This window comes from Maritalea porphyrae (assembly GCF_027213965.1).
Classification (GTDB): domain Bacteria; phylum Pseudomonadota; class Alphaproteobacteria; order Rhizobiales; family Devosiaceae; genus Maritalea; species Maritalea porphyrae_A.
In genome coordinates this window covers 286,674-313,326 of the sequence record NZ_JAPWGX010000001.1, presented here as the reverse complement: position 1 = coordinate 313,326, position 26,653 = coordinate 286,674, and the positions used below count along the sequence as shown (strand labels likewise).

Genomic DNA, 26,653 nt, shown 5'->3' with positions numbered 1-26,653 from the left:
TGCTATTGTTTATGGGTAATGGGCCGGCGCGCCACAAATTCTGTGATGGCCATTTTGGAAACGCCTTCCACAACAAATGGATCGGTGTTGCAAAAGGCTTCAAGTTCCGCGCGGGTTTCTGACTGTGCAATAATCACACCGCCCGTGCGCGGCACCTTTGGCCCCCAAGACACGAACAAGCCCAGATCACGTCCACGAACAATATAGTCCATGTGCCCATCCATGTACGGCTCAATTTGCTCAAGTGGCACCAAATATTCCAGATCGACAACAAAGTTATTCATCTCATTTCCTCCGAAACAAAAAACGCGCCACAAGGGCGCGTTTCAAAATCAATAGATGCTGCTCAAAACTACTTCAGTTCGTCAGCGCTGGTGATGACTTTGCCCAGCAAGCCGTAAGCCAAAGCTTCGTCTGTGTTCAACCAGAAATCACGTTTTGTGTCTTTTTCGATTTGCTCAGGTGTTTTGCCTGTGGCGAGTGCGAACAATTCTTCAAAACGTCGACGCATCAATTTGATTTGATCTGCCTGAATTTGAATATCCGACACTTGGCCACCAACACCGCCAGATGGCTGATGCATCAAGAAGCGTGTGTTGGGCAAGCAAAGACGGTTTTGTTTTTGTGCACCAATGAAGATCAAAGCGCCCGCGCTTGCGACCCAGCCAGAGCCAATGGTGCGCACAGTTGGTTTGATAAACTTGATAATGTCATGCACCATGTCGCCACTTTCAACATGGCCACCTGGTGATGAAATATAGACGTTGATGGGATCATCATTGTCTTCGGCCAAAGCCAAGAGGCGCGCAGAGGCTTCGCGTGCAAGCTTGTCGTTAATTTCACCCGTAATCAGCACAGTACGGCTTTTAAAGAGCAGCTTTTCTACCGATGCGCTGTCTTGCTCGTCCTTAGCTTTGTCTTTTTCGTCAGCCATATTGTTCATCCTGTTATTCAGCTTATGGCCCCTTCAAAGGGCGTGAGGTGTGCGTGATTTGCTTCTTTGTAAATCAAACGCGATGCGATTTCTATCGGACAGTTTATGATTCGCCTAAACTTATCGTAAATCGCACTTCTTCCCATCTAGGCGTTGATGGGGCTGGCTTCAAGCCAACATTGCGTGATCACGCATAAGATGATGCCAATTTTGCAATTGCAATTAACAAATTGCCATGCTCGTATATGTAAAAATTGGTTGCACCAATTGCAATTTCCAAGGGGACAATTATGCCAGTTATCAATCGAATTTCTGAATTCCATGAAGAACTCACTCAAATCCGGCGCGATATTCACGCGCATCCTGAGTTGGGGTTTCAAGAGCACCGCACGTCCGCTCTGGTGGCTGAAAAGCTCAAAGAGTTTGGCCTTGACGAGGTGGTCACAGGCATTGGCCGAACTGGCGTTGTAGGTGTGATCAAAGGAAAAACCAACATATCGGGTCGGGTGATTGGTTTGCGCGCTGATATGGATGCCCTGCCAATTGTTGAGGCGCAGCCACATGAGTATAAATCAACCAATCCGGGCGTAATGCATGCTTGCGGCCACGATGGCCACACCACAATGTTGCTGGGCGCTGCCAAATATTTGGCTGAAACGCGCAATTTTGATGGTACAGCGATTGTGATTTTCCAACCGGCAGAAGAAGGTGGCGGCGGCGGCAATGAAATGGTGAAAGACGGTTTGATGGACCGTTTTGGCATTCATGAAGTCTATGGCCTTCACAATGCACCGGGGCGGGCTGTCGGCAATTTTGCCATTCGCCCTGGGCCATTGATGGCTGCAGCCGATACATTCTATATTGATATCGTGGGCAAAGGCGCACACGCCGCACGGCCGCACGCGGGCATTGACCCGATTATCGTTGGCACCGATTTGGTGCAGGCTTTCCAAAAGATCGCTTCGCGCAACACCAATCCGCTTCAATCAATCGTTGTTTCGGTTACCACCTTCCATGCAGGCGATACGGACAATGTGATCCCACACGCGGCCAAGCTTTCGGGCACGATACGCACATTGGACGAAGATGTGCGCGACCTGGCCGAAGAGCGGCTCAAACAGATCTGCAAATCAATCGGCGAAATGCACGGCGCTGAGATTTCACTGCAATATAACCGCGAGTACCCTGTCACCATCAACGATGCTGAACGTACGAAATTCGCAGTTGAAGTCGCCAAGGAAATTGCGGGCGAAGACCGTGTTGTGGACGACACCGACCCAGTGATGGGCGCCGAAGACTTTTCGTTCATGCTCAACGAGCGTCCAGGCGCTTATATTTTCTTGGGGCAGGGCGATACCGCAGGCGTTCATCACCCCGACTATGATTTTAATGACGAAATTATCCCAACGGGATGTTCTTATATGGTCAAACTGGTCGAAAAAGGCATGCCTGCATAGCAAGGCACCAGCCGTTTCAATCAAAAATGAGCCCCGGCTTTGCCGGGGCTTTTTTAGTCAAAAACGCTGAAATCTAGTTCCAAGCCCGCGCCCAACCAAATTCCACGATCGCGGTGATCGATCAAATCATTTCCCGTCTGCGGATGGGCGAAAATGATTAGACTGTTTCGGTTAAGCGCCAGCCAGGGAAGCAGTTCAGCAAATTGATCCGTTGTTGCGGTGAGTTGGCAAGACCACATTGGGTGCGGTCCAACAGGTTTTTCGTGCATGCGACCCATTTTGACGCCAAATTGCTCTACGGCATTTTCGCATAGTTCCTTGGCCAGCCCAGCCGTTACGCTGCCAAAGTAGATGTGGGCGTGATAATCCTGAATTATATCTGTGTTATGCATCGCAATCCTCTAAGCAATTATACGTACAGTATGATTTGCATGTTAATAAATTATGGAAGCATTTTCTTAAAATACAGGAAGCTTACCACCATTGGTTATTGTATACGATTACATTATTTCATAAAGCAACAATCAAAACTATATACGGATCATGCACTTGTGGACTGGATCTCGATCGCCGTTCGATAGGCATAAGGCATCTCAGGCGTCACGATAATGCTTGGGAAGGCGGGCGTGTTGACCGCGTTTGAATGCCTTTGTGGCTCTATGCAAATGGCTGAACAGCGACCAAATGGTCGACCCGATGCGCCACTGGTCTGGACCGTTTGATTGTTGCCATTATAGGTCTGTAAACACGGCTGATCAGTCCAAAGTCGCAGCGTAACGCCATTTGGTGCCTTCACTTGCGCAACCGGGTCGTCCAAATCTCGGTCCGCGGGCAGCACATATGCCATGTCCATGCCAAGGCGGTCAGGGTCCAAATCGGCAAAAGACCGCAAGGTGCGATAATCAAATGGTGTACCCGCAATTGAAGCGATCTCGCCAGTTGGCAGCAAGTCGTCGCCCAACGGCGCATAGTGGGTCGCACTGATCTGCATCTGATGATCCCAAATTGGACCGCCACCGAGCAAGTTGTAGTAATTGTGCTGTGCAAAATTTATCGGTGTTGGTCGGTCAACTGTCGCGCCTATGTGGTAGTTTAACCGGGCGTCCTCAAGCGTTATGAGCATTGTAAACTCAACATTGCCAGGAAAGCCTTCTTCCATATGTGCAGAAGTGTACGTCAGCTCTACATATGTTTCACCGACATCCACAACAGTCCAATTGCGTTTCGAAAGTCCATTGGTACCGCCATGCAGTGTCATGCCTGGCCCGTTTTGGCTTAGCGGGTAAATTTCACCGTCCAGCTCAAACTGAGCGCCAGAAATTCGGTTTGCAACGCGACCTACGGTGGTGCCCAAATAGTCAGGGTTGTCAATATAATCGAACGGATCATCATAGCCCAAGACCACATCAAGTGGGCCATTTGGTGTAGGAATGACCCAGCTTTGGGTGATCCCCCCAAGCGAAAGAATCGCAACTTCAGCTTGCGCGGTTTTCAGCACAATCCGGTCAAATGGCTTGCCGTCGATCTCGCCAAGTCTTGTCACTGTTGCACTCATCAAGCGTCCCCCAAGTCCGCAAAACCACCACGGCTCCAAAGCCATAATGGCGTGTGCACATCAATGGGCACAAGGTCAGTACCGCTCAATACGTCTTGCCATCGTTGGGCAACCAGTTCAGCAACATCTGAGCGTTTGGATTCTGCAGGTGATATAAGCCCAAGCTTCAAACTGGCTTGAATAACATGCGTGTCCGGCGCAACAGAAAGCGCGGCGCGGTTGGTCAAGGGCAGGTCGGTATATTGGGTCAACACATAAAGCCAATAATTGCAGATTTTATTCCCCGCCAGATAAGGAAAATCGCGTTTGTTCGACTGGATAAAGGCGCGAATGTTTTCAATATCAAAGCCATTCTTAGCCAAAATACACCGCACCTCACCTTCACCATGCGCAACAATGCCGCCAGAAACGCGTTGCCAATTCTCGATATGTTTGTTGGGCTGCAAAGCGACTTTGTGTTTGAGCAGGGCGGATCGCAACTGTTCCACGGTCCTATCGACAACCTTTTGCGGATCAAACACCCAATCGGTTTCCTCGTCAGCGTATGTCTTTGTGCAAGCGAGCCAAAACGCATAAGCATTGCGTTGATAATTTAGGCACATGCCAAGCGTAAGATAGTGCAGCAATGCAGCGCTGTCGCGTGGCGGTGGTGGGTGGACATCTTCGGGCATATGCGCACCGCCAAGTGCGCCGGATTTATACGAAGCGAGCAATCGTTCAATGTTCGTGCGCATCGCCTCGCTCATCCTATTGTCCTAAACCTAAAAAACACAAAAACATGATTGTGGGTGTCATTGTTGGGTTGCTAGCATAAGCTCAATTATCAGATTCTGGTGTCCATGCGCACAAAAGCTTTTTTGGAGAAGTCATAATGAAAACGAAAGCCGCAGTTGCATTTGAAGCGGGAAAACCGCTTGAAGTTGTCGAAGTTGACTTGGAAGGCCCAAAAGAGGGCGAGGTTCTTGTTGAAATTCGCGCTACGGGCATTTGCCATACAGACGAATTCACTCTGTCCGGCGCGGACCCTGAAGGGATTTTTCCGGCCATTCTGGGCCATGAAGGCGCTGGTGTTGTGGTTGACGTAGGGCCGGGCGTAACAACCCTTAAGAAGGGTGACCACGTCATTCCGCTCTACACACCCGAATGCCGCGAGTGCGATTATTGCACGTCGGGCAAAACCAACCTTTGCCAAAAAATCCGCACCACCCAGGGCCAAGGCCTAATGCCCGACGGTACCTCGCGGTTCTCGATCAAGGGCGAGCCAGCCTTTCACTACATGGGTACCTCGACTTTTGCGAACCACACAGTCGTGCCCGAAATTGCATTGGCAAAGGTGCGAGAAGACGCACCATTTGAAAGCATTTGCTATATCGGTTGCGGTGTGACAACCGGCATTGGTGCGGTGATTAACACCGCAAAAGTTCAACCTGGTGACAATGTTGTCGTATTTGGTCTTGGCGGTATCGGCCTTAACGTCATCCAAGGCGCCCGCCTTGCAGGGGCCAATATGATCGTTGGTGTGGACTTGAACCCAGCCCGCAAATCATGGGGCGAACGGTTCGGCATGACCCATTTTGTCAATCCAAACGAGGTTGAAGGCGACCTGGTGCCATACATCGTCGATTTGACCAAAGGCGGCGCGGACTATTCGTTTGAGTGTATTGGCAACGTCAATGTGATGCGCCAAGCGCTGGAGTGTTGTCACAAAGGTTGGGGCACATCGATCATTATTGGTGTTGCGGGCGCGGGACAAGAAATCTCAACCCGTCCGTTCCAGCTGGTGACCGGACGCAATTGGCGCGGCACTGCATTTGGTGGTGCCAAGGGGCGCACAGATGTGCCCAAAATTGTTGATTGGTACATGGACGGCAAAATCGAGATTGATCCAATGATTACCCACACGATGGGTTTGGACAAAATCAATGATGGCTTTGACCTGATGCGCAAAGGCGAAAGCATTCGCGGCGTTGTGAAGTTTTAAGGAACCAATATGCAAATTGTTTCTGAAACCCGCTCGCACGGCGGCACGCAGGGCGTCTACACACACGCCTCTGACGCCTGCCAATGTGAGATGACATTTGCCGTGTTCGTTCCGCCTCAAGCGGCTGAAAAGCCGTGCCCGGTGCTCTGGTATTTGTCAGGCCTCACGTGTGACCATTCCAACGTGATGGACAAAGGCGAATATCGACAAATGGCGGCCCAAAAGGGCGTTATTATTGTGTGCCCAGACACGTCGCCACGCGGCGAAGATGTGCCAGACGAGCCTGACAATTGGCAGTTTGGCAAGGCAGCGGGGTTCTATTTGGATGCGACTGAGGAGCCATTCGACAAGAACTACAATATGTACACCTATTTGGTGGACGAACTGCCAAAACTGATTGGAGAGAACTTTAACGCCGACATGTCGCGTCAATCCATTTTCGGCCATTCGATGGGCGGACATGGGGCGTTGACCATTGCGCTGAAAAATCCAGATCGGTTTAAGAGCTGCTCGGCTTTCGCTCCGATTTGTCGCCCTTCCAAAGCCAGTTGGTCAAAACCGTCTTTTGAGAAATATCTTGGCTCCGATCAATCAGTTTGGCGCCAGTATGATGCGTGTGATTTGATTGCTGACGGTAATCGATTTTCACCCATTTTGGTTGATCAAGGCGATGTGGATCAATGGATGGAAGAGGGCTGTCGCCCGCAGGCGCTGGTTGAAGCGGTTAAGGGGACTGAAATTGACCTGACCATGCGTATTCAAGAAGGGTACGACCACTATTACCCATTTGTGTCCACGTTTATGCATCACCATATCGCGTGGCATGCCGAGCACCTGAAATAGAAAAGGGCGGCAAAAGCCGCCCTTGAAGCCAGACTAGTGTGGTTTAAACGTAAGAGCTTAGCTCGGGCTTTCCAATATTTTTTGGATTTGGTGTCTATGCACCACGCGCCCTGTTTCGCACTAGGCCAATGATCGTCAGAAGTGGTAGTAGACCAAAGAACTGCCATTGAGGAAGACTAGAAATCTCACCAAACTGCGAAAGCCCCGTTAGGACAAACAGGGCAGTCATGCCAACAAAGATGAGGATGACAGCAGCCGAAATTTCGACTGCGATCTTTGGCTTAATTGACGCGTAGAGCAACACACCTCCGCTGACGACGCACAGAAGCGCAATACCGTTCCACATAACCTGGGCGGTCGCTTTTGAAACAGCTGGCGTGTTTGATGTGTAGATCGGCTGCATTAGCTCTGGTGTGCCAACAATTAGATGAAGTGCTGTCGCGGCGAATGACAAGATGGCAGCAGAAAGGAGCCATTTGTTTGCGGTCCTAATGAAAAGTAGCATTTTGTTTCCTTTGGATAAGTACCTGCCGATGTTAGGTAAAATCTAAAGAAAATAACATACTCTCCCGTATGTTATTTTGTCGCAGCCGACATGCCGAGCACCTGAAATAGAAAAGGGCGGCAAAAGCCGCCCAATTTTTTAAATGATTTCGTCTTCGTCGAACATCGCTTCGGCTTCAACTTCCACTTGCGTTTGCAAGTGACCAAGCGCTGCTTCAGCGGATTCATCTGAACGTTTGATCTTGGCAATGTGGAACAGCCCATCACCTTCGTTGACCACGGGCAGGTTGGTGCGCCCAATGATTAAGCCAGGATAGGCGGCTTTGAGTTCCACCTCTTTTTCCCCAAACGGGTCCGAAATAATGCCCAAAACTGTGCCTTCTTGCACGATTTCGCCATTGCCTTTGAACGTGCGCATGACCCCACCGGCTGGCGCGCGCTCCCAATAGCTCGACGACGACAAAAGCGGCTTTACGCGTGGCTGCTTGACTGATTTTGCACTGAGCATACCCAAATGGCTCATCACCCGCAAAATGCCGGTTACGCCCATTTTGGCGGCATGTTCGTCAAACCGTAAGCCCTCGCCAGCTTCATAAAGCACCATCGGTGTTTCAAGACTGTCGGCAATCTGACGCATCGAACCTTCACGCAGCGGAGACAAAAGCGTAACCGGTGCACCAAATGCCTGCGCCAGTTCTTTTGCTTTTTCCGACTTATGCGAAACGCGCGCTTGGGGCAGGTTTGCCCGGTTTACAGCTGCCGAGTGCAAGTCGATCCCAAAGTCAGATTTCTTGATGATCTCTTCAAGAAAAATATGTGCAAGCCGCGCGGCAAGTGAGCCTTGTGGACTGCCCGGAAACGAGCGGTTTAAGTCTCGTCTATCGGGCAAATACCGCGAATGGTTCATAAAGCCGAACGAATTGACAATCGGGATGGCGAGCAATGTGCCGCGCAGACCGCTCAGCTTTTTGCTGTTCAGCAAGCGCCGTACAATTTCCACCCCAATCACTTCGTCGCCGTGCACTGCCGCTGAAACGAAAACAGTTGGTCCGGGCAGGCGACCATGCACCACATGCACGCTGAGTGTAACGGGCGTATGGTCGGATAGAACACTGACCGGCAGGTCCACGGTTTTGCGTGTCCCTGCCTCCACTTCAAATGTCCCAAGTTTAAAGGGTTCACGTTTTGGCATTAGCCTTTACCTTTGGTGCGTGTTCTATTTGGTTTCGCGTGGTTTTCTAAGAACTCAATTGTCTTGCCAGCAAGATCAATGCCTGTTGCATTTTCAATGCCTTCAAGACCTGGTGATGAGTTGACTTCCATCACAACTGGCCCAGAAGATGAGCGCAGCATATCCACGCCACATACATTGAGGCCCATGGATTTCGCAGCTCTAACCGCTGTTGCGCGTTCTTCAGGCGTGATTTTGATTTGTTTTGCCGAGCCACCACGGTGCAAGTTGGACCGGAAATCGCCTTCAGCACCGGTGCGCAGCATTGCTGCAACCACTTTTCCGCCAATCACAAAGGCCCGGATATCAGATCCGCCTGCTTCTTTGACGAATTGTTGCACCAAAATGTTCACCTCAGCCCCACGGAACGCTTCGATAACGCTTTGCGCAGATTTGTCGGTATCAACCAGCATCACACCCACGCCTTGCGTACCTTCAAGCAACTTGATGACCAGCGGCGCACCGCCAGCCAGTTTGATCACTTCTTCGGTTTGTTTTGGATCATGCGCAAAGGTTGTGTTGGGCAAGCCAACACCATCACGGGCAAGCAATTGCATGGAGCGCAATTTGTCGCGTGAACGGCCAATGCCTACACTCTCGTTCAGCGGGTAAACACCCATCATCTCGAATTGGCGCAAAACGGCCAGACCATAGAACGTAATCGACGTACCAATACGTGGAATAACTGCGTCGTAGCCCTTCAGCTTTTCGCCGTTGTAATAGATTTCAGGCCGCCGTGAGGCTATGTTCATATAGCAACGCAAAGTGTTGATGATGTGAAATTCGTGGCCGCGCTCTTCTGCCGCTTCCTTTAATCGTTTGTGCGAATATAGGTTCGGGTTTCTTGCCAACATAGCAATCTTCATTTCAGTCTCCTCATGTGGTGAAATGTGAGCGCGCCAACAAAAATGCGTCCCGGCTCATGATTAAACTTCACAAGTTCAATGGAACGCTCTTTAGGCTGTTTGTGCAAGAGTGCAAGAAAAAATTTAGGCAAATAGGGTCCGGTTTTGGACCCTCAGATATGCTAAAAATGCAAGGGTGGTTGTGGCCGCCAGTTTTGGCGACCACAAGGTATCAATTCTAAGCAGAAACCTGTTCAAATTTGCCACGGAAGAACCGCAAATACTCAGGCTCATAATTGAACTTCAGCCCTTTGATATTGGCCGCATTTTCCATCACCCGGCCCACGCTTTCAACAACCACATCCATATGCGCTTGGGTGTATACGCGGCGGGGCAGGGTGAGGCGAACGAGTTCAAGCTTTGGCATAAACTCTTTGCCTGTTTCTTTGTTTCGCCCAGCAGAAACCGCACCACGTTCCATCACCCGCACTCCAGCGTCCACATAAAGCGCGGCGGCCAAGGCCTGCGCTGGATATTGATCTTGCGGAATGTGCGGCAGAATGGCCCGCGCATCGAGAAACACAGCGTGCCCGCCAATCGGTTTAACAATCGGCACACCGCGGTCAATCAAGCGATTGCCCAAATATTCAACCTGGCCCACACGGGCCCGCATATGCGCATCTTGCAAGCTCTCTGTGATACCGATGGCCAACGCTTCCATGTCGCGGCCCGCCATGCCGCCATATGTGTGCAAACCTTCGTACACAACAACCAAGTTGCAGGCTTCTTCATAGAACTTCTCGCTGTTCATCGCCAAGAAACCGCCAATGTTCACCATCGCGTCTTTCTTTGAAGACATAGTGGCCGCATCGGTCAGCGAGCAGATTTCATGCACGATCTCAGCAATTGATTTTTCGCGATATCCGTCTTCGCGTTGCTGGATGAAATACGCGTTTTCGGCAACGCGGGTCATATCATGCACAACCATAATGTCATGATTGTCACACCATGCGCGCAACGCTTTCATATTGGCGATGGAAATCGGCTGCCCGCCTGCCATGTTCACCGCTGTGGCAACGCACACATAAGGGATATTGTCAGCACCAACTTCGGCCACCAATTTGTCCAATTTTGCGATGTCCACATTGCCCTTAAACGGATGCGTGGACGCAGGGTCGTGCGCTTCATCAATAATCACATCGACAAATTTTCCGCCCGCCAATTCTTGGTGCAACCGCGTGGTGGTGAAATACATATTGCCCGGCACATAATCACCCGGCTTGATCAATATTTGCGATAAGATGTTTTCCGCGCCGCGCCCTTGGTGCGTCGGCACCACATACTTGTACGAATAGTATTTTTGTACCGTCGCTTCCAGATGATAAAAATTGGCGCTGCCCGCATAAGCCTCGTCGCCCATCATCATGCCCGCCCACTGGCGGTCAGACATGGCACCAACGCCACTATCGGTCAGCAAATCGATGTAAACATCTTCCGACTTCAGCAAAAACGTATTGTAACCCGCTTCAACGATTGCCTTTTCGCGGTCTTCCTTGGTGGTGACCTTCAAAAGCTCCACCATTTTGATCTTAAACGGCTCAGCCCAAACTTCGTTGGTTGATGAGTGATGTGTCATGTGTATCTCCACGTATCAATTGTTACATTGAGCCCGTGGGTGTTTTCGCTGAGGGGATTTTGGGATTCCACTTTACCCTCAAGAGACAACCACGAGCTAACCCGTGGCATTTCATCCCTTGATCGCCTCTAATTTTATGGGCGAGAGCAAGTGGCCATAAATCGAAGATGATTCAATTATTGATATTTGTCAATTTGTGTGAGGCAGGTGAGGTGGTTTGTCGCGGGGGTGTTATCAGTGGGTGTGGTTCGATTTGGATGTCCCAAGTGTCAGTGGATGTATGCCAACAAAGAACCCTGACGTGACTGAGCGTTTCACTACTTTTCAGGAAATTGACTAATTCCTCGGCTCTTTTCGGACTAAAGCGGCGTTCACTGCGAGCAACCGTAACGGACATTATTGCAGCTGCAGGAATTTCAATCATATAGTTGACTGTGTCATCCATTCCAAAGTCGTCCGCTGACATGTTTGAGATCTCAGTTTTGAAGTCGTTCTCCAAAATCTTAGTGCAGGACGAGCGTGGCTTGACGATTCTTAATTCCTGCTCGTGTTGCCATCTACATGATTTCTCGAACAACGAGTTTTCAACCTCTCCATCAATCTTGTAATGGGGGCGCATTTCTTTGTAAGCGACCTTTTTGAGGTCGCGAAAAAAGGGATGAGTTCGGTCGAACCCCACAACCATGCCGCACAGATTATCAGCATAGTAGGCCCACATTGGGATGTTGTTGGGCACCTCGGAATAGCACAGAAGGCAATCACTTGGATCCAGCCCTTCTATTCGTGTGCCGTCATAATGGCATTTCAACTCGAACGGATCATTGGTCAGCTCGGCGGGGGTCATGCGCATCAACCGCGTTTTCAGAAAATCGAATCCGTGTTTACCCATGTACTTGAATATTTCGTTGGGCGCGAATTCGCCATTCATTTGGTGATTTGTTGTGCTTTCCATCGAATATGTGTCCACTCTAGAGCATGCGTACGTTAGTTTTACCGTGCATTCTAGGTGCCCACCATCCGCAAATCCAACTACTCCCTCACTTGATCCACCGCAAAGCACCTCTACGCGAAATCCCCTATCCTTAACCTCGTTAGGGCAAAAGGAGAGGGTGGTTTATGAAGCGGAATATGGATCTTGTGCGGACCATTTTGATTGCGATTGAGAACTCTGTGGACGATGAGCCGGGCACCATCCATTTGCCCCATAAAGACTATGATGACGTCACGATTTTTCAGCACGTGCGCATGATGCATGAGGGCAATTTGATCCACGCGATTGAAGGGCATGGGTTTGACAATTCAGCGCCTTGGTATCCCCATTCGCTCACCTGGCATGGTCATGATTTTTTAGATGCGGTGCGTGATGATGCCATATGGGCGCGGGTGCGTTTGCGTGAGCAAGAAAGTGGCCACACATTGCCGCTAGAAGCACTTTTTCGCTTGGCGTTACACGAAATCAACGAGAAGTTGAAACTGCTGCCCGCCAAAAATGCGATTTCCGCTGATTAGAAAATGAACCTTGCCTTCACAAAGTAGAGAAGGGGCGCGGTTTGTTGAAACCGGCCCTCACATCTGCTTGAGATGGCAAGACGAAGCCCTTCACAACATGCTCTGTACGTGGCGCGGCATGCCTGCGCTTTGCTTAAACGCAGCGCTGGTGCGCCAATTCATGTTCAAAGCGAGTTTGAAGGGAATATCATGCTCAATAATATCGACCTTGAGGGTCTTGAGGGCGCAAAAGCCGCTATCAGCGAAACCCCATCGGCCGGCATCGCCACCTATGGCGTAAATCTCAATTGGCAGTCTGGTGTGCGCGCCAATGTCACAACATTGCCCATGAATGTGGGCGGTGAAGAAATCCCGCGCGATTTTTCTTGGGTTGTGGATGAGCCGCCAGCATTGCTGGGCGAAAGCAAAGGCCCAACACCACAAGAATTCCTAATGTCGGGCGTTGGTGCCTGCATCATGGTTGGTTTTGTGGTGCACGCCTCAATCAAACAAATCGAAATCAAAAGCCTGAACGTTAAGGTGACAGGCGGCTTGGATTTGGCTGGCTTTTTGAACCTGCGCGACGACGCAAAGGTGGAAATGTCTGGCATTCAATATGAAATCCATATTGATTCAGATGCTTCGCTTGAAGACTTGGCCGAAATTGAGCGCAGCGCCGTTGATTTTAGCCCCAACGCCATGACCGTCTCACGCGGCATCCCATTAACCGGTAAAGTTTGCCCGGTATAATTCAATATCGCATATAAAAGCCCGCGCTCCTTCTCGCCGAGGGAGCGCGGGCGTGTTGGTCTGGCCCTAGGGAGACTAGATAATAGCGAAGTCCGCGACCTGGCTATCAAATAGCACAAGCGAGGCGACGGTGCCGCTCACCTGTAGCTGGGCGTCCAGACCCGCACCCAAACCGGACACATCCAGCTTAAAATCGCCTCCAACTTCAAACGATGTGGCGTTGAACAACTCAAAGCTATCCCCCGCAGCACCGGCAAAACCATTTTCAAAAGCGATATTTAACTCACCCTTTAGTGTCGAACTGCCCGTGGTCACCAACTTATCGTGCGACGTTGTACTTGCGATCTGCAGATCAATCTCGCCGCCATTTTGGTTGAGGGCACCGTTTAAGTTCACCGTTTCGATTGCAGCTGAAACAATGAAGTTGCCATTCTCCATGCTTAGATCGCTGTTCACTTTGGCTGAACCGTCAATAGTGAGTATTGTGCCGTTATGTTCATCTAGGTAGATGCCGTCCAAAATTTCGCCGCCAGCTGATTGGTAGCTCCCTAGGTTGTTAATCGTGGCACCGTTGGTAAAATTGACGATCGCTTCGCTATCGCCTTGATAACTACCAACGACCATTGAACCACCATAATTGAACGTCGTGCCCTCGCCACTGACAGTTAGCGAACCACTGCCACCTTTTTCACCCGCAATCCAGATCAAGCCGTTCTCAGTGTTGGTGAAGCTCGCGCCATCGGTGACTTCAACAACCGCTTTTCCGGCGCGGCCAATTTCAAGGCGACCATTTTCGCTGTCTGGTTGATCCGGGAGATTACGCGGATTGTCATTTTTCAGCGTGACAGAAGTGCCTGCACCCGAAATTTTCATCGTAGCGTTTGAGCTTTCTTGTCTTGCCAGGATAATACTAGGGCTACCGCTGTTCATGGCGTCGAGAACAATGCTCGCTCCATTTGTCATGGTCAGTGTGCCAACGGAGTTTTCGCCATTTGCAAACTCTAGTTTCGCCTTACCGTCGTTAACAATGCTAACGCTTGATCCAGGACCATCAATAGTTAGATTGCCTTCGCCACCTCTTAAATCAAAGTTCTCGGCAGCATCGCCAAATACAGCAGCTTCACCAAACACAATGGAACCACCGTCCGTAACATTCACGTTGGCTACAGCGTCTTTAGACACACCAAAGTAGCTTGTGTTGCTGGCAGACTCAATTTTTGAACCAGCACCTGAAACGTTGATGTTAACAAGTGCGCTTTCGGTCCCAACATCCACGCCTTCTTTGTTTTCCCAGCGGGTTGCCGCATCAATATGTGCGCCAAGTTTTAGAACGCCGCCGTTTGTGATGTTGAGGTTGGCAGTTGATGCTGCATTGGCAATGCCAAAACCCGAGCCCCCGTCATCATAGATGTCACCAAATGCAAAGTTGGCGAGATCAAGGCGGTTCTCCAATTCAATCATGCCGCCGTTGGAGATGTTGATTGTTGCACTCGAGCCAGAAAACTTTGCCGCGGTCAACTCAGTTAGGTTCAACATGCCATTGTCTAAAACAGTAATTGTAGAGGCACCGCCCTCCCGACCTGCTTCGATTTGCTGCAGGTCGACTTGGGCACCGTTTGACACCGTGAGCGTGCCGACTGCGTTCTGTCCGCTGCCAAAATTCATTGATTTATTGCTATCTTCAATGAATTGGACTGTTGAGCCTTCACCTGAAACCGTTAGGTTGCCTTCGCCGCCAAACTGATCGTGCTTGTCTGAGTTTTGACCAAAGTTTGCACCTTCACCAAGGATCGCCTTGGCACCGTCCAATACTTTGACGTTTGCAACGCCGTTCTTTGAAACGCCAAAGCTTGACCAATCCATTTTGGATTCGAGCAAGGAACCTTGGCCGCTCACGGTCAGGTTCACTTCCGCGTTCTCATTTCCAGCCACTATGCCTTCGTCCAACTCCCATCGCACTGCTGCATTGATGTTTCCGGCAACAGATACGATGCCGCCGTCAGCAATTGTGAAATCGACCTTGGTTGCACCATCGGGGACACTGAGCGAGATACCTTCATCATCGGCATACCCATTGTTGAATTGCCCGATTGATAGATTATCGCTCAATTCAATCTTGGCACCTCTAAGGACATCTACCGTAGCAGTGGACCCAGAACCATTTGCAACATCTAAGCGTTCTGCAATGATTTTCGCGCCATCAGTTAGCTTGATGCTGGCGCTGCCGCCCATTCCACCAGCGTCCACCCGCTCAGTTTGAATGGTTGCACCATCATCCGCAAAGATGCTGCCAACTGCGCCTTTGTCCAGTGCAAACTTTATCCGGCCCGCTTCTACCGAAGACGTTGCGCCGCGAACTTCAAGTGCTCCTTTGCCCCCGATATCTGGATTGTAGTCAGTCGAGCGGGCAAAACGGAAGTCATTCGCAACATCCAACTTGCCACCATTTCGAATGTCAAATGTGACATCGCCGCTAGAACCGCCCGCTCTGACTTGATCATCAATATCCAGCAAGGATCCTTCACCATGGATGAGAATATCGACTTTGGATGTTGCGGTTTTGTCGCCGCCATCGTCTTGCCCATTGTCTGCAAATTTGGCGGTTTCGCCGATAAAGACCTTGCCGCCGCCAAGAATGTTGAGTTCAGCAGTCGATGCGCCGCCCGCTGTGCCTGCGTCGTCTTCAGTCCGCAAGAGGCCAAATTTCACGCCTTTGCCAAACGTTAGTGTAGCGCCATCGGCAACGTTGACTGTTGAGTGATCACCAGAAAATCGGCCGAAATCGGAGCGATCATCATCGTTAAATGTTGCTTTGAAGTTTGCGGAAGACCCATCCCCACGTACTGTGAGTTCAGATTTGGCGCCGCCCAGTGCAAGAATACCAGACATCTCAAAATCGGCGCCATTTGTCACCAATATGCTTTCTGGTTGTTCACCCGGTTGGTTGTTGGTGTATTTGTTGCCATCATAGAGCAGGGTGCCATCTTCAATGTCACCCAGATCACTACCGTTGAAAACCGTTGCCGCGCCGCTTGCGCCGTCCGCGATTTTGCCAAGCGCCATTTTAACCGACGCATCCGTGTGGTTTACACCCGACATCACATCTTTTGCATCGGCAACTACGTTTGGGTTGTCCTTACCGGTCTCAGCGTCCTTAAAGGCTATGCCCACACTCACTTTTTGCTCGAGCATGGTTTTGTCGTTGCCATCTTCTGTATTGCGGGCACCGTTAATCACCGCAAGAATGAATGAGCCAATGGGGTAACCGCCTTCCAATTGGCCCGTCCAATATTCCAGCCCTTCAGGGTCTGGCGCGCGGTTGAAAAGGTTCTGATAGATCTTGGCGATAAATGCTTGGGCATCATTCGCGTCCTGATCAGCAAGATATGGATAGTTTGCCTTCGATTCTTCCTGCACAGAGAACGATTGCGCGATTTGTGACGCACTCATCCCACTTCCAAGTTGACCTTCCCAATACTCAAGTCCTACTGGATCAGGTGCGCGATCGTAGTATCCAACATATAGTTTTGTAAGTAATTCTACGGACATATTTGCCTCCCTAGGTATTAAAAGTAAAATCAATTTTGCCACTTACTTACTCAGAACACTCGCGGGTGCGACCTGAGGTTGTGTGGCAAAAGTCATGTAGGCAGCCGTTTTTAATCAGTTCACACGTGAAGTGATCGCCGAGAACAAAGCAAAACAGCCATAAAGAGAGGATTGCGCATCTATTGCTTTTGCGCATGATCCAGTTAGACTATGGATTAAGGATTTTTCAATTATTTGTAGATTGGTTAAATGAAATTCGAGGCGCCTTTAACTATTCATCAGTTCTCGCAAGTAACTGAAGTATTGTTTCAGGCGGCGTTGGATAGTTCAAAGTGGCAAGAATTCATCGCGGCATTGTCAAAACACACCGGTGACTTAAAGACCCATATGTTTGGGTATGATACGCATTCGAACCTCACTCTAAACATGATCGGTCATGGCTACTCCGAAGAAGCGATCGATATCTATTTAAAACATTTCTACAAAGAAAATGCGTGGGCGCCCGGATTTGCAAGGGCCAATGAAGGTGAAGTTGTTCATTCTCAAGATATGATACGACTTGAAGCGCTGGAGCGAACTGAGTTCTACAATGACTGGGTTAAGCCGCAAGAAGATGTATGCGCTGGCGGTGGTGTAATGCTGTTCAAGAGCGGCAGCAGAACCATCATGCTTGGTGGCAATATCCGGCGCAAAGATACGGAAAAACTCGAAGCCAAATGGTTGAATGCTTTGAGAATTTTACAGCCTCATATTCGTCACGCATTTGAATTCAATCGCATTGTTGCAGACCAAAGTCTATCAGATATTGGCATAACGGGCCCTTCGCTCGGTCCACACAAATCTGCAATCTTCATTATCGACGAAAACGCTAATCTTGGATACGCAAACACAAAAGGTGAGCAACTGCTGAACGGGGGTGGGCCTGTTCGTTGGTCTATGAGCAGCCGCTTCAGGTTCAATGCGATAGATCTGAATATAGCGCTTTGTTGCGCGCTGGACAGCATGCGACGACGAGATCACAATATATCTCAGCACCAAACATCATTTGACCCAACAATCGGCGGATTTGAGATGCGCATCATGCGCATTTCGCCGTCGAATCCGCTCTTGCCATTTCCATTTACTTTAAACAGTCCACATCTGCTCGTTGCGCTGTCGCCGTTGCGCTCCGAGGCGCAAAACGACGCGGTGTTACGCCACAAACATCACCTTTCGGCGGCTGAGGTGTCGGTTGTGTGCGCCTTTTGTGCTGGCAGCACTCTGCGAGAAATCTCAGATGGTCGGCGAGTAAGCATCTATACGGTGCGCAATCAGATTAAATCGGCGATGTCTAAACTCGGTGTCAAAAGTCAGCTTCAGTTGGTTTGCAAACTGCGAGATCTGTGAGTGGAAATAGGGACAGAAAGCATTGGATTTGGGGCTAAGAATGAATGATCGTCAAGAAGTACGTGTGGCTTCCCCTTTTTCGACCACAGGTGGATCATCCTGATGCCGTCTGAACCGCTTTCGCTACAACAGTTTTCGACGCTCACACGGATCATTTATCAGGCCGCAGTTGATCAATCAAAGTGGCAAGAATTTGTGTCAACGTTGGCATTGATTTCAAAGACGCCTCAGTCACAAATGTTTGGGTTTGACCACAACTCCCATCAATCCATCGGGATTTTGCACCATAATATGGATCCGGAGTATTTGCGATTATATGGCGAGTATTATACCAATCAGAATTTTTGGGCAAAAGGACTGCTGAATTTAGACGAGAATACAGTGTGGCATTCAGACCAAATTGCCAGCCGGGAGTTCATCGAGCAGTCTGAATTCTATAACGATTGGCTTCGTCCTCAGGAAGACATTTTGCGTGCCGCTGCAGCAATTGTTTACAAAGGTCCGACGCGTTCGTTGATGATTGGCTGTAATATTCGTCGCCATGATCAAGAGGATCTTGAAGAAGATTGGATGAGGATCGTTGCAATCCTGCTGCCGCACATTCGGCAGGCCTATGCAATGTCAACAATTGTTGGGCAAAGCAAGTTAAGAGAGCTTGCCAACCTGAAGGCCGATACTGGTGAGCAATTGTCAGCGCTCATAATCGTGAGTGCGAGCGGAAACCTCATTTATGCCAATAAAATGGCTCAGGAGATCCTCGGTAAGGACAGGATTATCGCCACTGGCCTGGGCGGCGCAGTTCGGTTTGTTGATGTTAATTGTGCGTTGCAGTTCCGCACAGCCCTTGAGGGGCTTAAAGAAAACGCGCCCAATGTTTCACGAATATGTTTGGACGTTGATGTGGCGCTTGGGCCGTACGAGGTGCGTATGGCAAAGCTGGACCCATTTGATCCGCCAATTCCATTTTCAATTTCGATTGGCGAACCAGCGCTGTTGGTAACGATTGGTCGGCAGCTACCCAATGACAATGCGCTCGCGAATCTTCAGTCCAAATTTTCGCTTACATTTGCTGAGGCAGCGGTCATTGATGGATTTTCCGCAGGAAAATCGTTGCGTGCAATCTCGGAAGAAAAGCAAGTCAGCATTCACACGGTGCGCAACCAAATGAAGGCGGCGATGGCGAAGTTGGGGGTAAGGAGCCAAATTGAACTCATGGCGTTTCTACAGCGCTTGTAATCAAGTGCGTTTAGCCACACCATTGACAAAATGGCGCTTAAAAGAGGGAGCCGGAGCAACAAAATGACCAAACCGCATATTGCTGTACTGATGGATGAGAACACAAGTTCGGGCGGTAACCAATATGCGATGGGAAAAGGCTATTTTACGTCGATTGTGCGTGCTGGTGGCTTGCCGTTTGGTGTGCCATATGAGGCGCAAATACTAGCAGATGTTATTGCCTTTTCGGATGGTCTGCTTTGTCCCGGTGGTCGTTTTGCCTATGCGGATACATGTTACGCTGGTGATTTAACGTCCAATTCGCCACCGTCAGATCGGTTGGCGATTGAAAAGGCGCTGATCGAAGGCTTTTTGTCGCTTGATAAACCGGTGTTGGGCATTTGTGCGGGGATGCAGTTGCTTGGTTGTCTGAACGGCGCAAAGATGACGCCGGATTTATTGACGACGGAGCGGGGAGCAATGCCACACGATGAAGCGGGTCGCATGCACCCCGTTAGCATTTCAGCGGGTAGCAAGCTAAGTCAAATTGTTGGGGCATCGCAAATTGATGTGAATACATTTCATCGCGAAGCGCTCGTTAGCGTGACAGACAATATTGTCGTTTCTGCGCGCGCGCCAGATGGCATTACTGAAGCAATCGAACTCCCTGGCCACAAGTTCGCCGTCGGTGTGCAGTGGCACCCCGAAAAGCTTACAAATGACGCCTCAAATATTGCGCTATTCGATGAATTTGTTCGTGCCTGTCGGCGCTTCTAACTCATTTTCTCAACACTCATATTTCGTATCCCTCGCTCAAATCACGCATAATTTTCTTGGGCGTTTGATCATAAATACAATCGCATACCAAAATATAAACGTTTATATTTTGTAGGTGTTGTGCGATAAAGTTTTAGAGAAAATGATTCCGCTGCCGTTGGAAAAGGTGGCGGTTAGTCTTTATTGGGTGTGTATATGTTGGAACTTGGTGTTTGCTATTATCCCGAACAATGGCCCGAAGAAATGTGGGCAGATGATGCGCGCAAAATGGTGTCGTTGGGACTGAGTTGGGTGCGTATTGCAGAATTCACCTGGTCTTTGGTGGAGCCAGCTGAAGGCGAATTCAATTGGGAATGGCTTGACCGTGCAGTCGACACTCTAGGGCAGGCGGGTCTGCAAGTTGTTATGTGTACGCCCACCGCAGCGCCACCAAAATGGCTGATCGATAAGCACCCAGAGATCTTGCCGGTCGATGAAAACGGCAATGTTCGCAAGTTTGGGGCGCGTCGGCACTATTGTTTTTCAAGTAAAATATATCGCGAGCATGCGGTGCGCATCGCCACAGCTTTTGCAAATCGTTACGGCGAAAACGAACATGTTTGCGCTTGGCAGATCGATAATGAGTATGGCGACCACAATACGATCTATAGCTATTCGAATAGTGCGCATTTAGCGTTCCAAGATTGGTTGCGCAATCGGTACCAAACCATCGATAAGTTGAACGAGGCTTGGGGTACATGTTTTTGGGGGATGGCCTATCGGTCATTCAATCAAATTGAGTTGCCAAACAACTTGGTGGAAGAGCCAAGCCCAACTCATCTCCTGGATTTCTATCGTTTTTCATCTGACCAAGTGGTGGGTTTTAATAAGGCGCAAGTCGATGTGCTGCGCGACCTGTCGCCGGGCAGGCCCATTACGCACAACTTCATGGGGCACAACACAGATTTTGATCATTACGCGGTTGGGCAGGATATCGATTTTGCTTCTTGGGATAGCTACCCCATGGGGGCTTTGGTCTATTCGGGAATGGATGAGGATGAAAAGGCTGAGCGCCTGCGCACAGGCATTCCTGATCAGCCAGCCTTCAACAATGACTTATACCGCCAGGTGGGGCGCGGAAACGTGTGGATTATGGAGCAGCAGCCCGGCCCGGTGAATTGGGCGAAGCACAATCAATCGCCCCAGGATGGCATGGTAAGGCTTTGGACATGGTTGGCTTTTGCGCATGGGGTAGATGTTGTGTGCTACTTCCGCTGGCGGCAATCAAAGTTCGCGCAAGAACAGTTCCATGCTGGACTATTGTTGCCAAATAATGAGCCGGATCAGGCATTTATTGAAGTCACCCAGGTGGCGCATGAAATTGCGAAATTGCCTGAAGTTGGTGCGCGGCAGCAAGCGCAAGTTGCACTGGTCCTTGACTATCCCTCGCGATGGGCCGCCGATGCGTTGCCCCAGGGAGAAGACTATTCCAGCTCGCGCGTGGCGATGGACTGGTACGCGGCCCTTTCACGGCAGCATGTTGATGTGGATATCGTTGGTCCACATTCAGACCTTGATGGGTACAAATTGGTGGTGGTGCCAGACATGATTGTCGACGATCCTGACTTTGTCGACAAGTTAGAAAAATGCGCCGCCAAGGTTTTTTTGGGCGCCCGCACAGGCAGTAAATCTAAAGATATGCACATACCTGCGCATCTGCCGCCGGGTAGCTTTTCGCGCTTGCTTGACGTCAAAGTCACGCGCGTAGAATCGTTGCCGCCATATGGCCGTGATCGCGTAAAAATTGGTGATTTGTTGGGTAAGGTCACCAATTGGCGCGAGCAAATAGTGACCGGCGACAAGGTGCTGGCCACATTCCAATCGGATTTCCGAGATGGATCACCTGCGCTCGTTGGCAGTGAGAAATGTTGGTATGGGGCGACCCATTTTAGCGCAGAGCTGCTCGATGCCCTTGTGACCAAGTTGGCCGGGTGGGCAGGTGTGGCGGCAAGTTCAAAAACATCATCGAATTTAAGGATCACTCGACGGGGGAATCTGATGTTTGCCTTCAATTTTGCCAACCAGGCGGCACAGCTTGACGTGCCAAAAAACACGCAGTTTTTTGTCGGTGGGCATGAACTTGCGCCACATGACGTGGCAATCTGGTCAGCATAGGGAGCGTGTTGGCCACGCTTTCCCGCTTATTTCATTCGGCTCGTATGTGCGTTGAGGGGGGATGGAACATCATGCGAAATGAGCACCAATCAATGTAAAGAAATTCTAAAAGAAATTGAATGAGGACTTTACTTGAAAAGTTAAACGTTTATATTTCTGGCAATGCCTTAAGGGAAGAGGGTGATAAATGGCTGGCGTGCAAATAAATCAGCTCCACAAGAAATTTGGTGATGTACCCGTGCTTAAGGGTGTGGATCTGGAAATTGCAGACGGAGAGTTTGTAAGCTTTCTGGGGCCATCCGGTTGTGGCAAAACCACCCTGTTGCGTTCGATCGCGGGGCTAGAACGAATTGATGCGGGTGCCGTAACCCTTGGGGCGCGTGACATCACTACGTTGCAACCAGCTAAACGCGATATTGCGATGGTTTTTCAAAACTATGCGCTCTACCCGCACATGAGTGTCTATAAGAATTTGTCATTTGGCTTGTCGCTAAATGGTGTCCCAAGGCGCGAAATTGAAGAGCGGGTGCAAAATGCCGCGCGCATTCTGCAAATAACCGAGTTGCTGAAACGTCGCCCCAAGCAGCTTTCAGGTGGTCAGCGCCAGCGTGTAGCCATTGGGCGAGCAATTGTGCGCGATCCCAAGTTGTTTTTGCTGGATGAGCCGCTTTCCAATTTGGATGCGGGCCTGCGGGTGACCATGCGTGTCGAGCTGGCAAACCTGCATAAGCGGCTTGGTGTGACCATGATCTATGTGACCCACGACCAAGTGGAGGCGATGACGCTGTCCAACCGTGTTGTGGTTTTGGACAAAGGAAAGGTCGCTCAATTCGGAACCCCGCTAGAATTGTTTTATGCACCCGAAAACTTGTTTGTTGCAGGTTTTATTGGTTCACCAAAAATGAACTTCCTCAAAGTTGATGCTCGAACGGTCGGTGCGCGCCAAATCGAGATTAGCGGTCAATCCTTAGGCTTGCCCATTACTGTTGATATGCGCAGCGAGCTCAAGGAGTCCTCCGCCGGACAACACACTCTTGGGGTTCGTCCTGACAATATCGAATTCGTCAGTGAAGCAGATGCGCACGTTCACGGACAGGTTGTATTGGTTGAGCGTTTGGGGACGGAAAGCCAAGTGCATCTGACTTTAGATGACGGCCAGCAATTCACAGTTATCACCCGTGGCACCCACCCAGTGGTCGCCAATGACCGGGTGCATTTGAGGTTTCCTGCTCAGCATTGTCACATTTTCAATCCTGAAGGGGAGGCAATTCCGCGTGCTTTGGATGCGGAGACTCGATCACTCATTGATCGGCAAAAAGGGTCGCAACAAGCGACAGGAAGTGGAGAGGACCAATGAAGAATTTAAAAAAGCTGGCGCTCGCGTCAGCAGTTGCAGCGCTCACGATTGGCGGGACGGCCGTCGCAGAAGACGTGATCCGCTTTGCCACATGGAACGGCGAAGAGAATCTGGAAATCCAATATGAGATTGCAAAGCTGTTTGAAGCCGAAAATCCAGGGGTGAAGGTTCAAGTGGAATCTTATGCTGATGGATACGACAAAAAACTCATCGCAGCATTTGGCGCGGGCAGCCCGCCAGACGTCATGTATATGTGGAATTACCCCAAATATTACAAATCATTGTTGCCACTAGACGATTTGATGGCACGCGACGCGGAAGAAATGAACCTCAGCGACATTCCTGCGGCGTTGATAAACACCACCCGCATTGACGGAAAAGCTTACGGCATGCCTGCTGGGTTCACCACCCATGTTGTCTTTTACAACAAAGACATGTTTGCGGCCGCCGGCGTTGAAGAGCCAAAAGAAGGCTGGACCTGGGCCGACTTGCGCGAAAAAGCAGCTAAGTTCCGAGACAAAGAAAGCAAAACCTACGGTATTGCTGTGTCGGCAAAGCCTGATCCTTTCGATTTTGAACAATTCTTGTGGTCGAATGGCACACGATTTATTTCACAAGACGGTAAGACAATCGATGGTTTTATGAACAGTCCCGAAGCCGTTGAGGTTTTGGACATGTTCGCTGAAATGGCGAGAAATGAAGAAGCGGTTATGGTCGGTGTTGGCGAAAACTCATCTTCATCTGCTTTGTTTAAAGGTGGCAAAATCGCCATGTTCCAGAGCGCCATGTGGTCCAAAGCTGGCATCGAAGCTGCTGGCATCAACTACGGGGTCGCGCACCTTCCATCCTTTGGCGATAAACCGGTTCACTCGTCTGTGCCTGCATCAGCAATGTCGGTAGCCAAGGACGGCAAGAATCTGGAACTCGCATGGAAATATGTGAAATTCTTCTCCTCACCAGCTGCGGTTAAATTGCGCACCAACGATTTGCCAATCCGCACAAGTGTTGCTGAAGAACTCAACATGACAAGCGATCCTGTTTTCAAGCCATTCTTTGACATTTTGGCGGTATCCGATCGCGAGACGAATGCGTTCTTGAAGCACGAAAATTGGGGCAAAATTCAAACCAACCTCGAGCGTGCAATCGAAGCGACAATGCTCGGAAAAGGTGATGCAAAGACCAATCTGGACGATGCTGTTGCCCGCTCTGCACGGCATCTAAACTAAGCCATTCCAAGGGGGAGTAATGATATGGGCACCAATCCCGATAGTGCAGCGCAGCGTTCTCGAACACTCGAAAAGCTGACTCCATATCTGTTTATTTCCCCTTGGATCCTGGGGTTCCTGGCCTTCACGCTGGGGCCCCTTCTTTTCTCGCTGGTCATGAGTTTTTACGACTGGCCCGTCGTTGGGGAACGTACCTTTATTGGTATTGAAAACTACGAGATCATGCTGACTCAGGACCCGCTTTTTTGGGACAGTCTTTGGGTTACAATTAAGTTCGGTCTGTTCTTTGTTCCCTTCAATATTATCTTGGGATTATTGCTGGCTGTTCTACTCAATCAACGAGTAATAGGCAGCGGTATTTTCCGCACAATTTTTTACTTACCAAGCGTTATTTCAGGCGTGGCATTGGTCACAATTTGGGCTTGGATTTATAGCCATGAATATGGAATTTTGAACTTCCTCCTAGGCCTTGCTGGGATAGAGGGGCCAAACTGGCTGGGGGACCCAAGTTGGTCACTCTTGGCTATCGTTGTGGCCTCTCTTTGGGGGCTGGGCGGCACCATGTTGATTTTGCTTACGGGTCTGCAATCAATCCCTAAAGAGCTTTATGAAGCGGCAAAAATATCTGGGGTGCCGGCGTGGGCGCGGCTGCTGTTCATCACCATCCCCATGCTGTCCCCCATGTTGTTGTTTACCTTCATCACCTCAATTATTGCCGCATTCCAGCAGCTGACAATTGCGCTGCTGCTCACTGGCGGTGGTCCGCTGGAAAGCACTTACTTCTTCGCCATGTATATCTATGACAACGCCTTCAAGCACTTTGAAATGGGGTTCGCTGCGGCAAACTCTTGGGTCATGTTCCTGATAATCTTGGCCCTATCATTGTTCGTGATGAAGTCGTCTTCTGCCTGGGTTTATTATGAGGGCGAAATGAAAAACAAGGAGAATGCAGATGGTTAGAGCCCTTACCTATGGCGTACTGATTTTTCTATCCGCCTTGTTCATCATGCCGTTCTGCTGGACCTTTGTAACCGCTGTAAAAAGCATTCCCGAGCTATACCAATACCCCCCGGTGTTTTGGCCCAGTGCGTTGCAATGGGAAAACTTTGCCACGGCCTGGTTTAAACAACCATTTGATATCTATCTTAAAAACTCGCTGATTGTGGTGGTCCTTTCAACATTTGGGCAATTGCTTTCAAGTTCGTTGGTGGCGTTCGGCTTTGCACGGTTTCATTTTAAGGGGCGCGATGCGATTTTCATCCTTTTGTTGTCCACCATGATGATCCCATGGGACGTAAAGATGATTCCGCTCTATATGGAGTTTAATATGCTTGGGTGGATCAACACGCTTAAGCCGCTCATTGTGCCAGCTTATTTTGCCGATGCGTTTTTTGTTTTCCTACTCCGCCAATATATCATGACAGTGCCGGTGGAGATTGATGAGGCCGCTCGAATGGATGGGGCTAATTCATGGCAGATTTATTGGCGCATTCATTTGCCCCTGATGATGCCTGCTTTGGTGCTGGTGGGTACATTCCATTTCATGAACGCATGGAACGATTATTTGGGTCCGCTGATCTATTTAAATGATCAGTCCAAATATACGCTGACGCTTGGTCTATCCATGTTCAAAGGCTTGCACGAAACCGACATCACCTCAATCGCAGCGATCACTGTCATTCTGTGTATTCCACCTTTGATCCTGTTCTTCTTCGCCCAACGCTACATTATGAATGGGGCAATTGGTTCGTCTGTGAAAGGGTAA

The 26,653-nt window shown here is 49.8% G+C and carries 24 protein-coding genes; 13 read left to right on the top strand and 11 right to left on the bottom strand.

Annotation, left to right across the window (positions count from 1 at the left end):
• Positions 1 to 2: 2 nt before the first annotated feature.
• Entirely contained in the window at positions 3 to 284 is a 282-nt protein-coding gene (locus O4H47_RS01775) for a YciI family protein (RefSeq protein ID WP_269392214.1), read from the bottom strand.
• A gap of 68 nt (positions 285 to 352) precedes the next feature.
• Complete coding sequence (locus O4H47_RS01770) at positions 353 to 934, bottom strand: ATP-dependent Clp protease proteolytic subunit (protein WP_419719580.1); 582 nt, start codon at positions 932 to 934, stop codon at positions 353 to 355.
• Positions 935 to 1,224: 290 nt separating this feature from the next.
• Here O4H47_RS01770 and O4H47_RS01765 point away from each other — a divergent pair, with 290 nt between their 5' ends.
• A complete protein-coding gene (locus O4H47_RS01765; protein WP_269392212.1) occupies positions 1,225 to 2,391 on the top strand; it encodes a M20 aminoacylase family protein in 1,167 nt (388 codons plus the stop codon).
• A 53-nt stretch (positions 2,392 to 2,444) separates the two neighbouring features.
• Here O4H47_RS01765 and O4H47_RS01760 read toward each other — a convergent pair whose 3' ends face one another.
• From O4H47_RS01760 to O4H47_RS01750, 3 genes are all read right to left on the bottom strand, one after another.
• Positions 2,445 to 2,783: a DOPA 4,5-dioxygenase family protein gene (locus O4H47_RS01760; RefSeq protein ID WP_269392211.1), complete on the bottom strand. Its 339-nt coding sequence runs from the start codon at positions 2,781 to 2,783 to the stop codon at positions 2,445 to 2,447.
• 149 nt (positions 2,784 to 2,932) lie between these two features.
• Positions 2,933 to 3,946 carry an aldose epimerase family protein gene (locus O4H47_RS01755; RefSeq protein ID WP_269392210.1) on the bottom strand — a complete coding sequence of 338 codons (1,014 nt, stop codon included), beginning with the start codon at positions 3,944 to 3,946 and terminating at the stop codon, positions 2,933 to 2,935.
• Positions 3,946 to 4,692, bottom strand: a complete 747-nt coding sequence (locus tag O4H47_RS01750) for a hypothetical protein (RefSeq protein ID WP_269392209.1) — start codon at positions 4,690 to 4,692, stop codon at positions 3,946 to 3,948. Before O4H47_RS01750 ends, O4H47_RS01755 begins: the two co-directional genes overlap by 1 nt.
• A gap of 125 nt (positions 4,693 to 4,817) precedes the next feature.
• Here O4H47_RS01750 and O4H47_RS01745 point away from each other — a divergent pair, with 125 nt between their 5' ends.
• Both O4H47_RS01745 and fghA read left to right on the top strand, forming a co-directional pair.
• Positions 4,818 to 5,927, top strand: coding sequence for an S-(hydroxymethyl)glutathione dehydrogenase/class III alcohol dehydrogenase (locus O4H47_RS01745; protein WP_269392208.1), 1,110 nt, complete (start codon positions 4,818 to 4,820; stop codon positions 5,925 to 5,927).
• A 9-nt stretch (positions 5,928 to 5,936) separates the two neighbouring features.
• Positions 5,937 to 6,770 (top strand): S-formylglutathione hydrolase, encoded by an 834-nt coding sequence (gene fghA / locus O4H47_RS01740; RefSeq protein ID WP_269392207.1) that lies wholly within the window; start codon positions 5,937 to 5,939, stop codon positions 6,768 to 6,770.
• A 94-nt stretch (positions 6,771 to 6,864) separates the two neighbouring features.
• Here fghA and O4H47_RS01735 read toward each other — a convergent pair whose 3' ends face one another.
• From O4H47_RS01735 to O4H47_RS01715, 5 genes are all read right to left on the bottom strand, one after another.
• Complete coding sequence (locus tag O4H47_RS01735) at positions 6,865 to 7,275, bottom strand: hypothetical protein (protein WP_269392206.1); 411 nt, start codon at positions 7,273 to 7,275, stop codon at positions 6,865 to 6,867.
• A 138-nt stretch (positions 7,276 to 7,413) separates the two neighbouring features.
• The gene (locus O4H47_RS01730; protein ID WP_269392205.1) at positions 7,414 to 8,466 is read right to left on the bottom strand and encodes a succinylglutamate desuccinylase/aspartoacylase family protein; all 1,053 of its coding nucleotides are present in this window, start codon (positions 8,464 to 8,466) and stop codon (positions 7,414 to 7,416) included.
• Complete coding sequence (rimK, locus tag O4H47_RS01725; protein WP_269392204.1) at positions 8,466 to 9,371, bottom strand: 30S ribosomal protein S6--L-glutamate ligase; 906 nt, start codon at positions 9,369 to 9,371, stop codon at positions 8,466 to 8,468. The genes O4H47_RS01730 and rimK overlap by 1 nt, the downstream gene beginning before the upstream one ends.
• Before the next feature lie 217 nt (positions 9,372 to 9,588).
• Positions 9,589 to 10,986, bottom strand: coding sequence for a tyrosine phenol-lyase (locus O4H47_RS01720; RefSeq protein WP_269392203.1), 1,398 nt, complete (start codon positions 10,984 to 10,986; stop codon positions 9,589 to 9,591).
• Positions 10,987 to 11,158: 172 nt separating this feature from the next.
• Entirely contained in the window at positions 11,159 to 11,938 is a 780-nt protein-coding gene (locus tag O4H47_RS01715) for a hypothetical protein (protein WP_269392202.1), read from the bottom strand.
• 164 nt (positions 11,939 to 12,102) lie between these two features.
• On the opposite strand from O4H47_RS01715, the gene O4H47_RS01710 reads away from it, so the two are divergent.
• Positions 12,103 to 12,495: a DUF2513 domain-containing protein gene (locus tag O4H47_RS01710; protein ID WP_269392201.1), complete on the top strand. Its 393-nt coding sequence runs from the start codon at positions 12,103 to 12,105 to the stop codon at positions 12,493 to 12,495.
• 189 nt (positions 12,496 to 12,684) lie between these two features.
• The gene (locus tag O4H47_RS01705; protein ID WP_269392200.1) at positions 12,685 to 13,224 is read left to right on the top strand and encodes an OsmC family protein; all 540 of its coding nucleotides are present in this window, start codon (positions 12,685 to 12,687) and stop codon (positions 13,222 to 13,224) included.
• A 75-nt stretch (positions 13,225 to 13,299) separates the two neighbouring features.
• Here the strand turns inward: O4H47_RS01705 and O4H47_RS01700 are convergent, their stop codons facing one another.
• Positions 13,300 to 16,773, bottom strand: a complete 3,474-nt coding sequence (locus tag O4H47_RS01700) for a DUF4214 domain-containing protein (RefSeq protein ID WP_269392199.1) — start codon at positions 16,771 to 16,773, stop codon at positions 13,300 to 13,302.
• A gap of 249 nt (positions 16,774 to 17,022) precedes the next feature.
• Between O4H47_RS01700 and O4H47_RS01695 the strand changes: the two genes are divergently transcribed.
• The 8 genes from O4H47_RS01695 (at position 17,023) to O4H47_RS01660 (ending at position 26,653) form a co-directional block, all read left to right on the top strand.
• A complete protein-coding gene (locus O4H47_RS01695; protein WP_269392198.1) occupies positions 17,023 to 18,159 on the top strand; it encodes a helix-turn-helix transcriptional regulator in 1,137 nt (378 codons plus the stop codon).
• A gap of 102 nt (positions 18,160 to 18,261) precedes the next feature.
• Positions 18,262 to 19,395: a helix-turn-helix transcriptional regulator gene (locus tag O4H47_RS01690; RefSeq protein WP_269392197.1), complete on the top strand. Its 1,134-nt coding sequence runs from the start codon at positions 18,262 to 18,264 to the stop codon at positions 19,393 to 19,395.
• Positions 19,396 to 19,458: 63 nt separating this feature from the next.
• Complete coding sequence (locus O4H47_RS01685) at positions 19,459 to 20,151, top strand: gamma-glutamyl-gamma-aminobutyrate hydrolase family protein (RefSeq protein WP_269392196.1); 693 nt, start codon at positions 19,459 to 19,461, stop codon at positions 20,149 to 20,151.
• Between the two features lie 195 nt (positions 20,152 to 20,346).
• A complete protein-coding gene (locus O4H47_RS01680) occupies positions 20,347 to 22,305 on the top strand; it encodes a beta-galactosidase (RefSeq protein ID WP_269392195.1) in 1,959 nt (652 codons plus the stop codon).
• 187 nt (positions 22,306 to 22,492) lie between these two features.
• Entirely contained in the window at positions 22,493 to 23,662 is a 1,170-nt protein-coding gene (locus O4H47_RS01675) for an ABC transporter ATP-binding protein (RefSeq protein WP_269392194.1), read from the top strand.
• Positions 23,659 to 24,888, top strand: a complete 1,230-nt coding sequence (locus O4H47_RS01670; RefSeq protein WP_269392193.1) for an ABC transporter substrate-binding protein — start codon at positions 23,659 to 23,661, stop codon at positions 24,886 to 24,888. Before O4H47_RS01675 ends, O4H47_RS01670 begins: the two co-directional genes overlap by 4 nt.
• Before the next feature lie 24 nt (positions 24,889 to 24,912).
• Entirely contained in the window at positions 24,913 to 25,848 is a 936-nt protein-coding gene (locus O4H47_RS01665) for a carbohydrate ABC transporter permease (protein ID WP_269392192.1), read from the top strand.
• Positions 25,841 to 26,653, top strand: coding sequence for a carbohydrate ABC transporter permease (locus tag O4H47_RS01660; RefSeq protein ID WP_269392191.1), 813 nt, complete (start codon positions 25,841 to 25,843; stop codon positions 26,651 to 26,653). The genes O4H47_RS01665 and O4H47_RS01660 overlap by 8 nt, the downstream gene beginning before the upstream one ends.

What these genes read in the sequence shown, in the direction of transcription:
- O4H47_RS01775 (WP_269392214.1), bottom strand. Translation starts at nt 284, where the DNA reads ATGAATAACTTTGTTGTCGATCTGGAATATTTGGTGCCACTTGAGCAA.
- O4H47_RS01770 (WP_419719580.1), bottom strand. Translation starts at nt 934, where the DNA reads ATGGCTGACGAAAAAGACAAAGCTAAGGACGAGCAAGACAGCGCATCG.
- O4H47_RS01765 (WP_269392212.1), top strand. Translation starts at nt 1,225, where the DNA reads ATGCCAGTTATCAATCGAATTTCTGAATTCCATGAAGAACTCACTCAA.
- O4H47_RS01760 (WP_269392211.1), bottom strand. Translation starts at nt 2,783, where the DNA reads ATGCATAACACAGATATAATTCAGGATTATCACGCCCACATCTACTTT.
- O4H47_RS01755 (WP_269392210.1), bottom strand. Translation starts at nt 3,946, where the DNA reads ATGAGTGCAACAGTGACAAGACTTGGCGAGATCGACGGCAAGCCATTT.
- O4H47_RS01750 (WP_269392209.1), bottom strand. Translation starts at nt 4,692, where the DNA reads ATGAGCGAGGCGATGCGCACGAACATTGAACGATTGCTCGCTTCGTAT.
- O4H47_RS01745 (WP_269392208.1), top strand. Translation starts at nt 4,818, where the DNA reads ATGAAAACGAAAGCCGCAGTTGCATTTGAAGCGGGAAAACCGCTTGAA.
- fghA (WP_269392207.1), top strand. Translation starts at nt 5,937, where the DNA reads ATGCAAATTGTTTCTGAAACCCGCTCGCACGGCGGCACGCAGGGCGTC.
- O4H47_RS01735 (WP_269392206.1), bottom strand. Translation starts at nt 7,275, where the DNA reads ATGCTACTTTTCATTAGGACCGCAAACAAATGGCTCCTTTCTGCTGCC.
- O4H47_RS01730 (WP_269392205.1), bottom strand. Translation starts at nt 8,466, where the DNA reads ATGCCAAAACGTGAACCCTTTAAACTTGGGACATTTGAAGTGGAGGCA.
- rimK (WP_269392204.1), bottom strand. Translation starts at nt 9,371, where the DNA reads ATGAAGATTGCTATGTTGGCAAGAAACCCGAACCTATATTCGCACAAA.
- O4H47_RS01720 (WP_269392203.1), bottom strand. Translation starts at nt 10,986, where the DNA reads ATGACACATCACTCATCAACCAACGAAGTTTGGGCTGAGCCGTTTAAG.
- O4H47_RS01715 (WP_269392202.1), bottom strand. Translation starts at nt 11,938, where the DNA reads ATGGAAAGCACAACAAATCACCAAATGAATGGCGAATTCGCGCCCAAC.
- O4H47_RS01710 (WP_269392201.1), top strand. Translation starts at nt 12,103, where the DNA reads ATGAAGCGGAATATGGATCTTGTGCGGACCATTTTGATTGCGATTGAG.
- O4H47_RS01705 (WP_269392200.1), top strand. Translation starts at nt 12,685, where the DNA reads ATGCTCAATAATATCGACCTTGAGGGTCTTGAGGGCGCAAAAGCCGCT.
- O4H47_RS01700 (WP_269392199.1), bottom strand. Translation starts at nt 16,773, where the DNA reads ATGTCCGTAGAATTACTTACAAAACTATATGTTGGATACTACGATCGC.
- O4H47_RS01695 (WP_269392198.1), top strand. Translation starts at nt 17,023, where the DNA reads ATGAAATTCGAGGCGCCTTTAACTATTCATCAGTTCTCGCAAGTAACT.
- O4H47_RS01690 (WP_269392197.1), top strand. Translation starts at nt 18,262, where the DNA reads ATGCCGTCTGAACCGCTTTCGCTACAACAGTTTTCGACGCTCACACGG.
- O4H47_RS01685 (WP_269392196.1), top strand. Translation starts at nt 19,459, where the DNA reads ATGACCAAACCGCATATTGCTGTACTGATGGATGAGAACACAAGTTCG.
- O4H47_RS01680 (WP_269392195.1), top strand. Translation starts at nt 20,347, where the DNA reads ATGTTGGAACTTGGTGTTTGCTATTATCCCGAACAATGGCCCGAAGAA.
- O4H47_RS01675 (WP_269392194.1), top strand. Translation starts at nt 22,493, where the DNA reads ATGGCTGGCGTGCAAATAAATCAGCTCCACAAGAAATTTGGTGATGTA.
- O4H47_RS01670 (WP_269392193.1), top strand. Translation starts at nt 23,659, where the DNA reads ATGAAGAATTTAAAAAAGCTGGCGCTCGCGTCAGCAGTTGCAGCGCTC.
- O4H47_RS01665 (WP_269392192.1), top strand. Translation starts at nt 24,913, where the DNA reads ATGGGCACCAATCCCGATAGTGCAGCGCAGCGTTCTCGAACACTCGAA.
- O4H47_RS01660 (WP_269392191.1), top strand. Translation starts at nt 25,841, where the DNA reads ATGGTTAGAGCCCTTACCTATGGCGTACTGATTTTTCTATCCGCCTTG.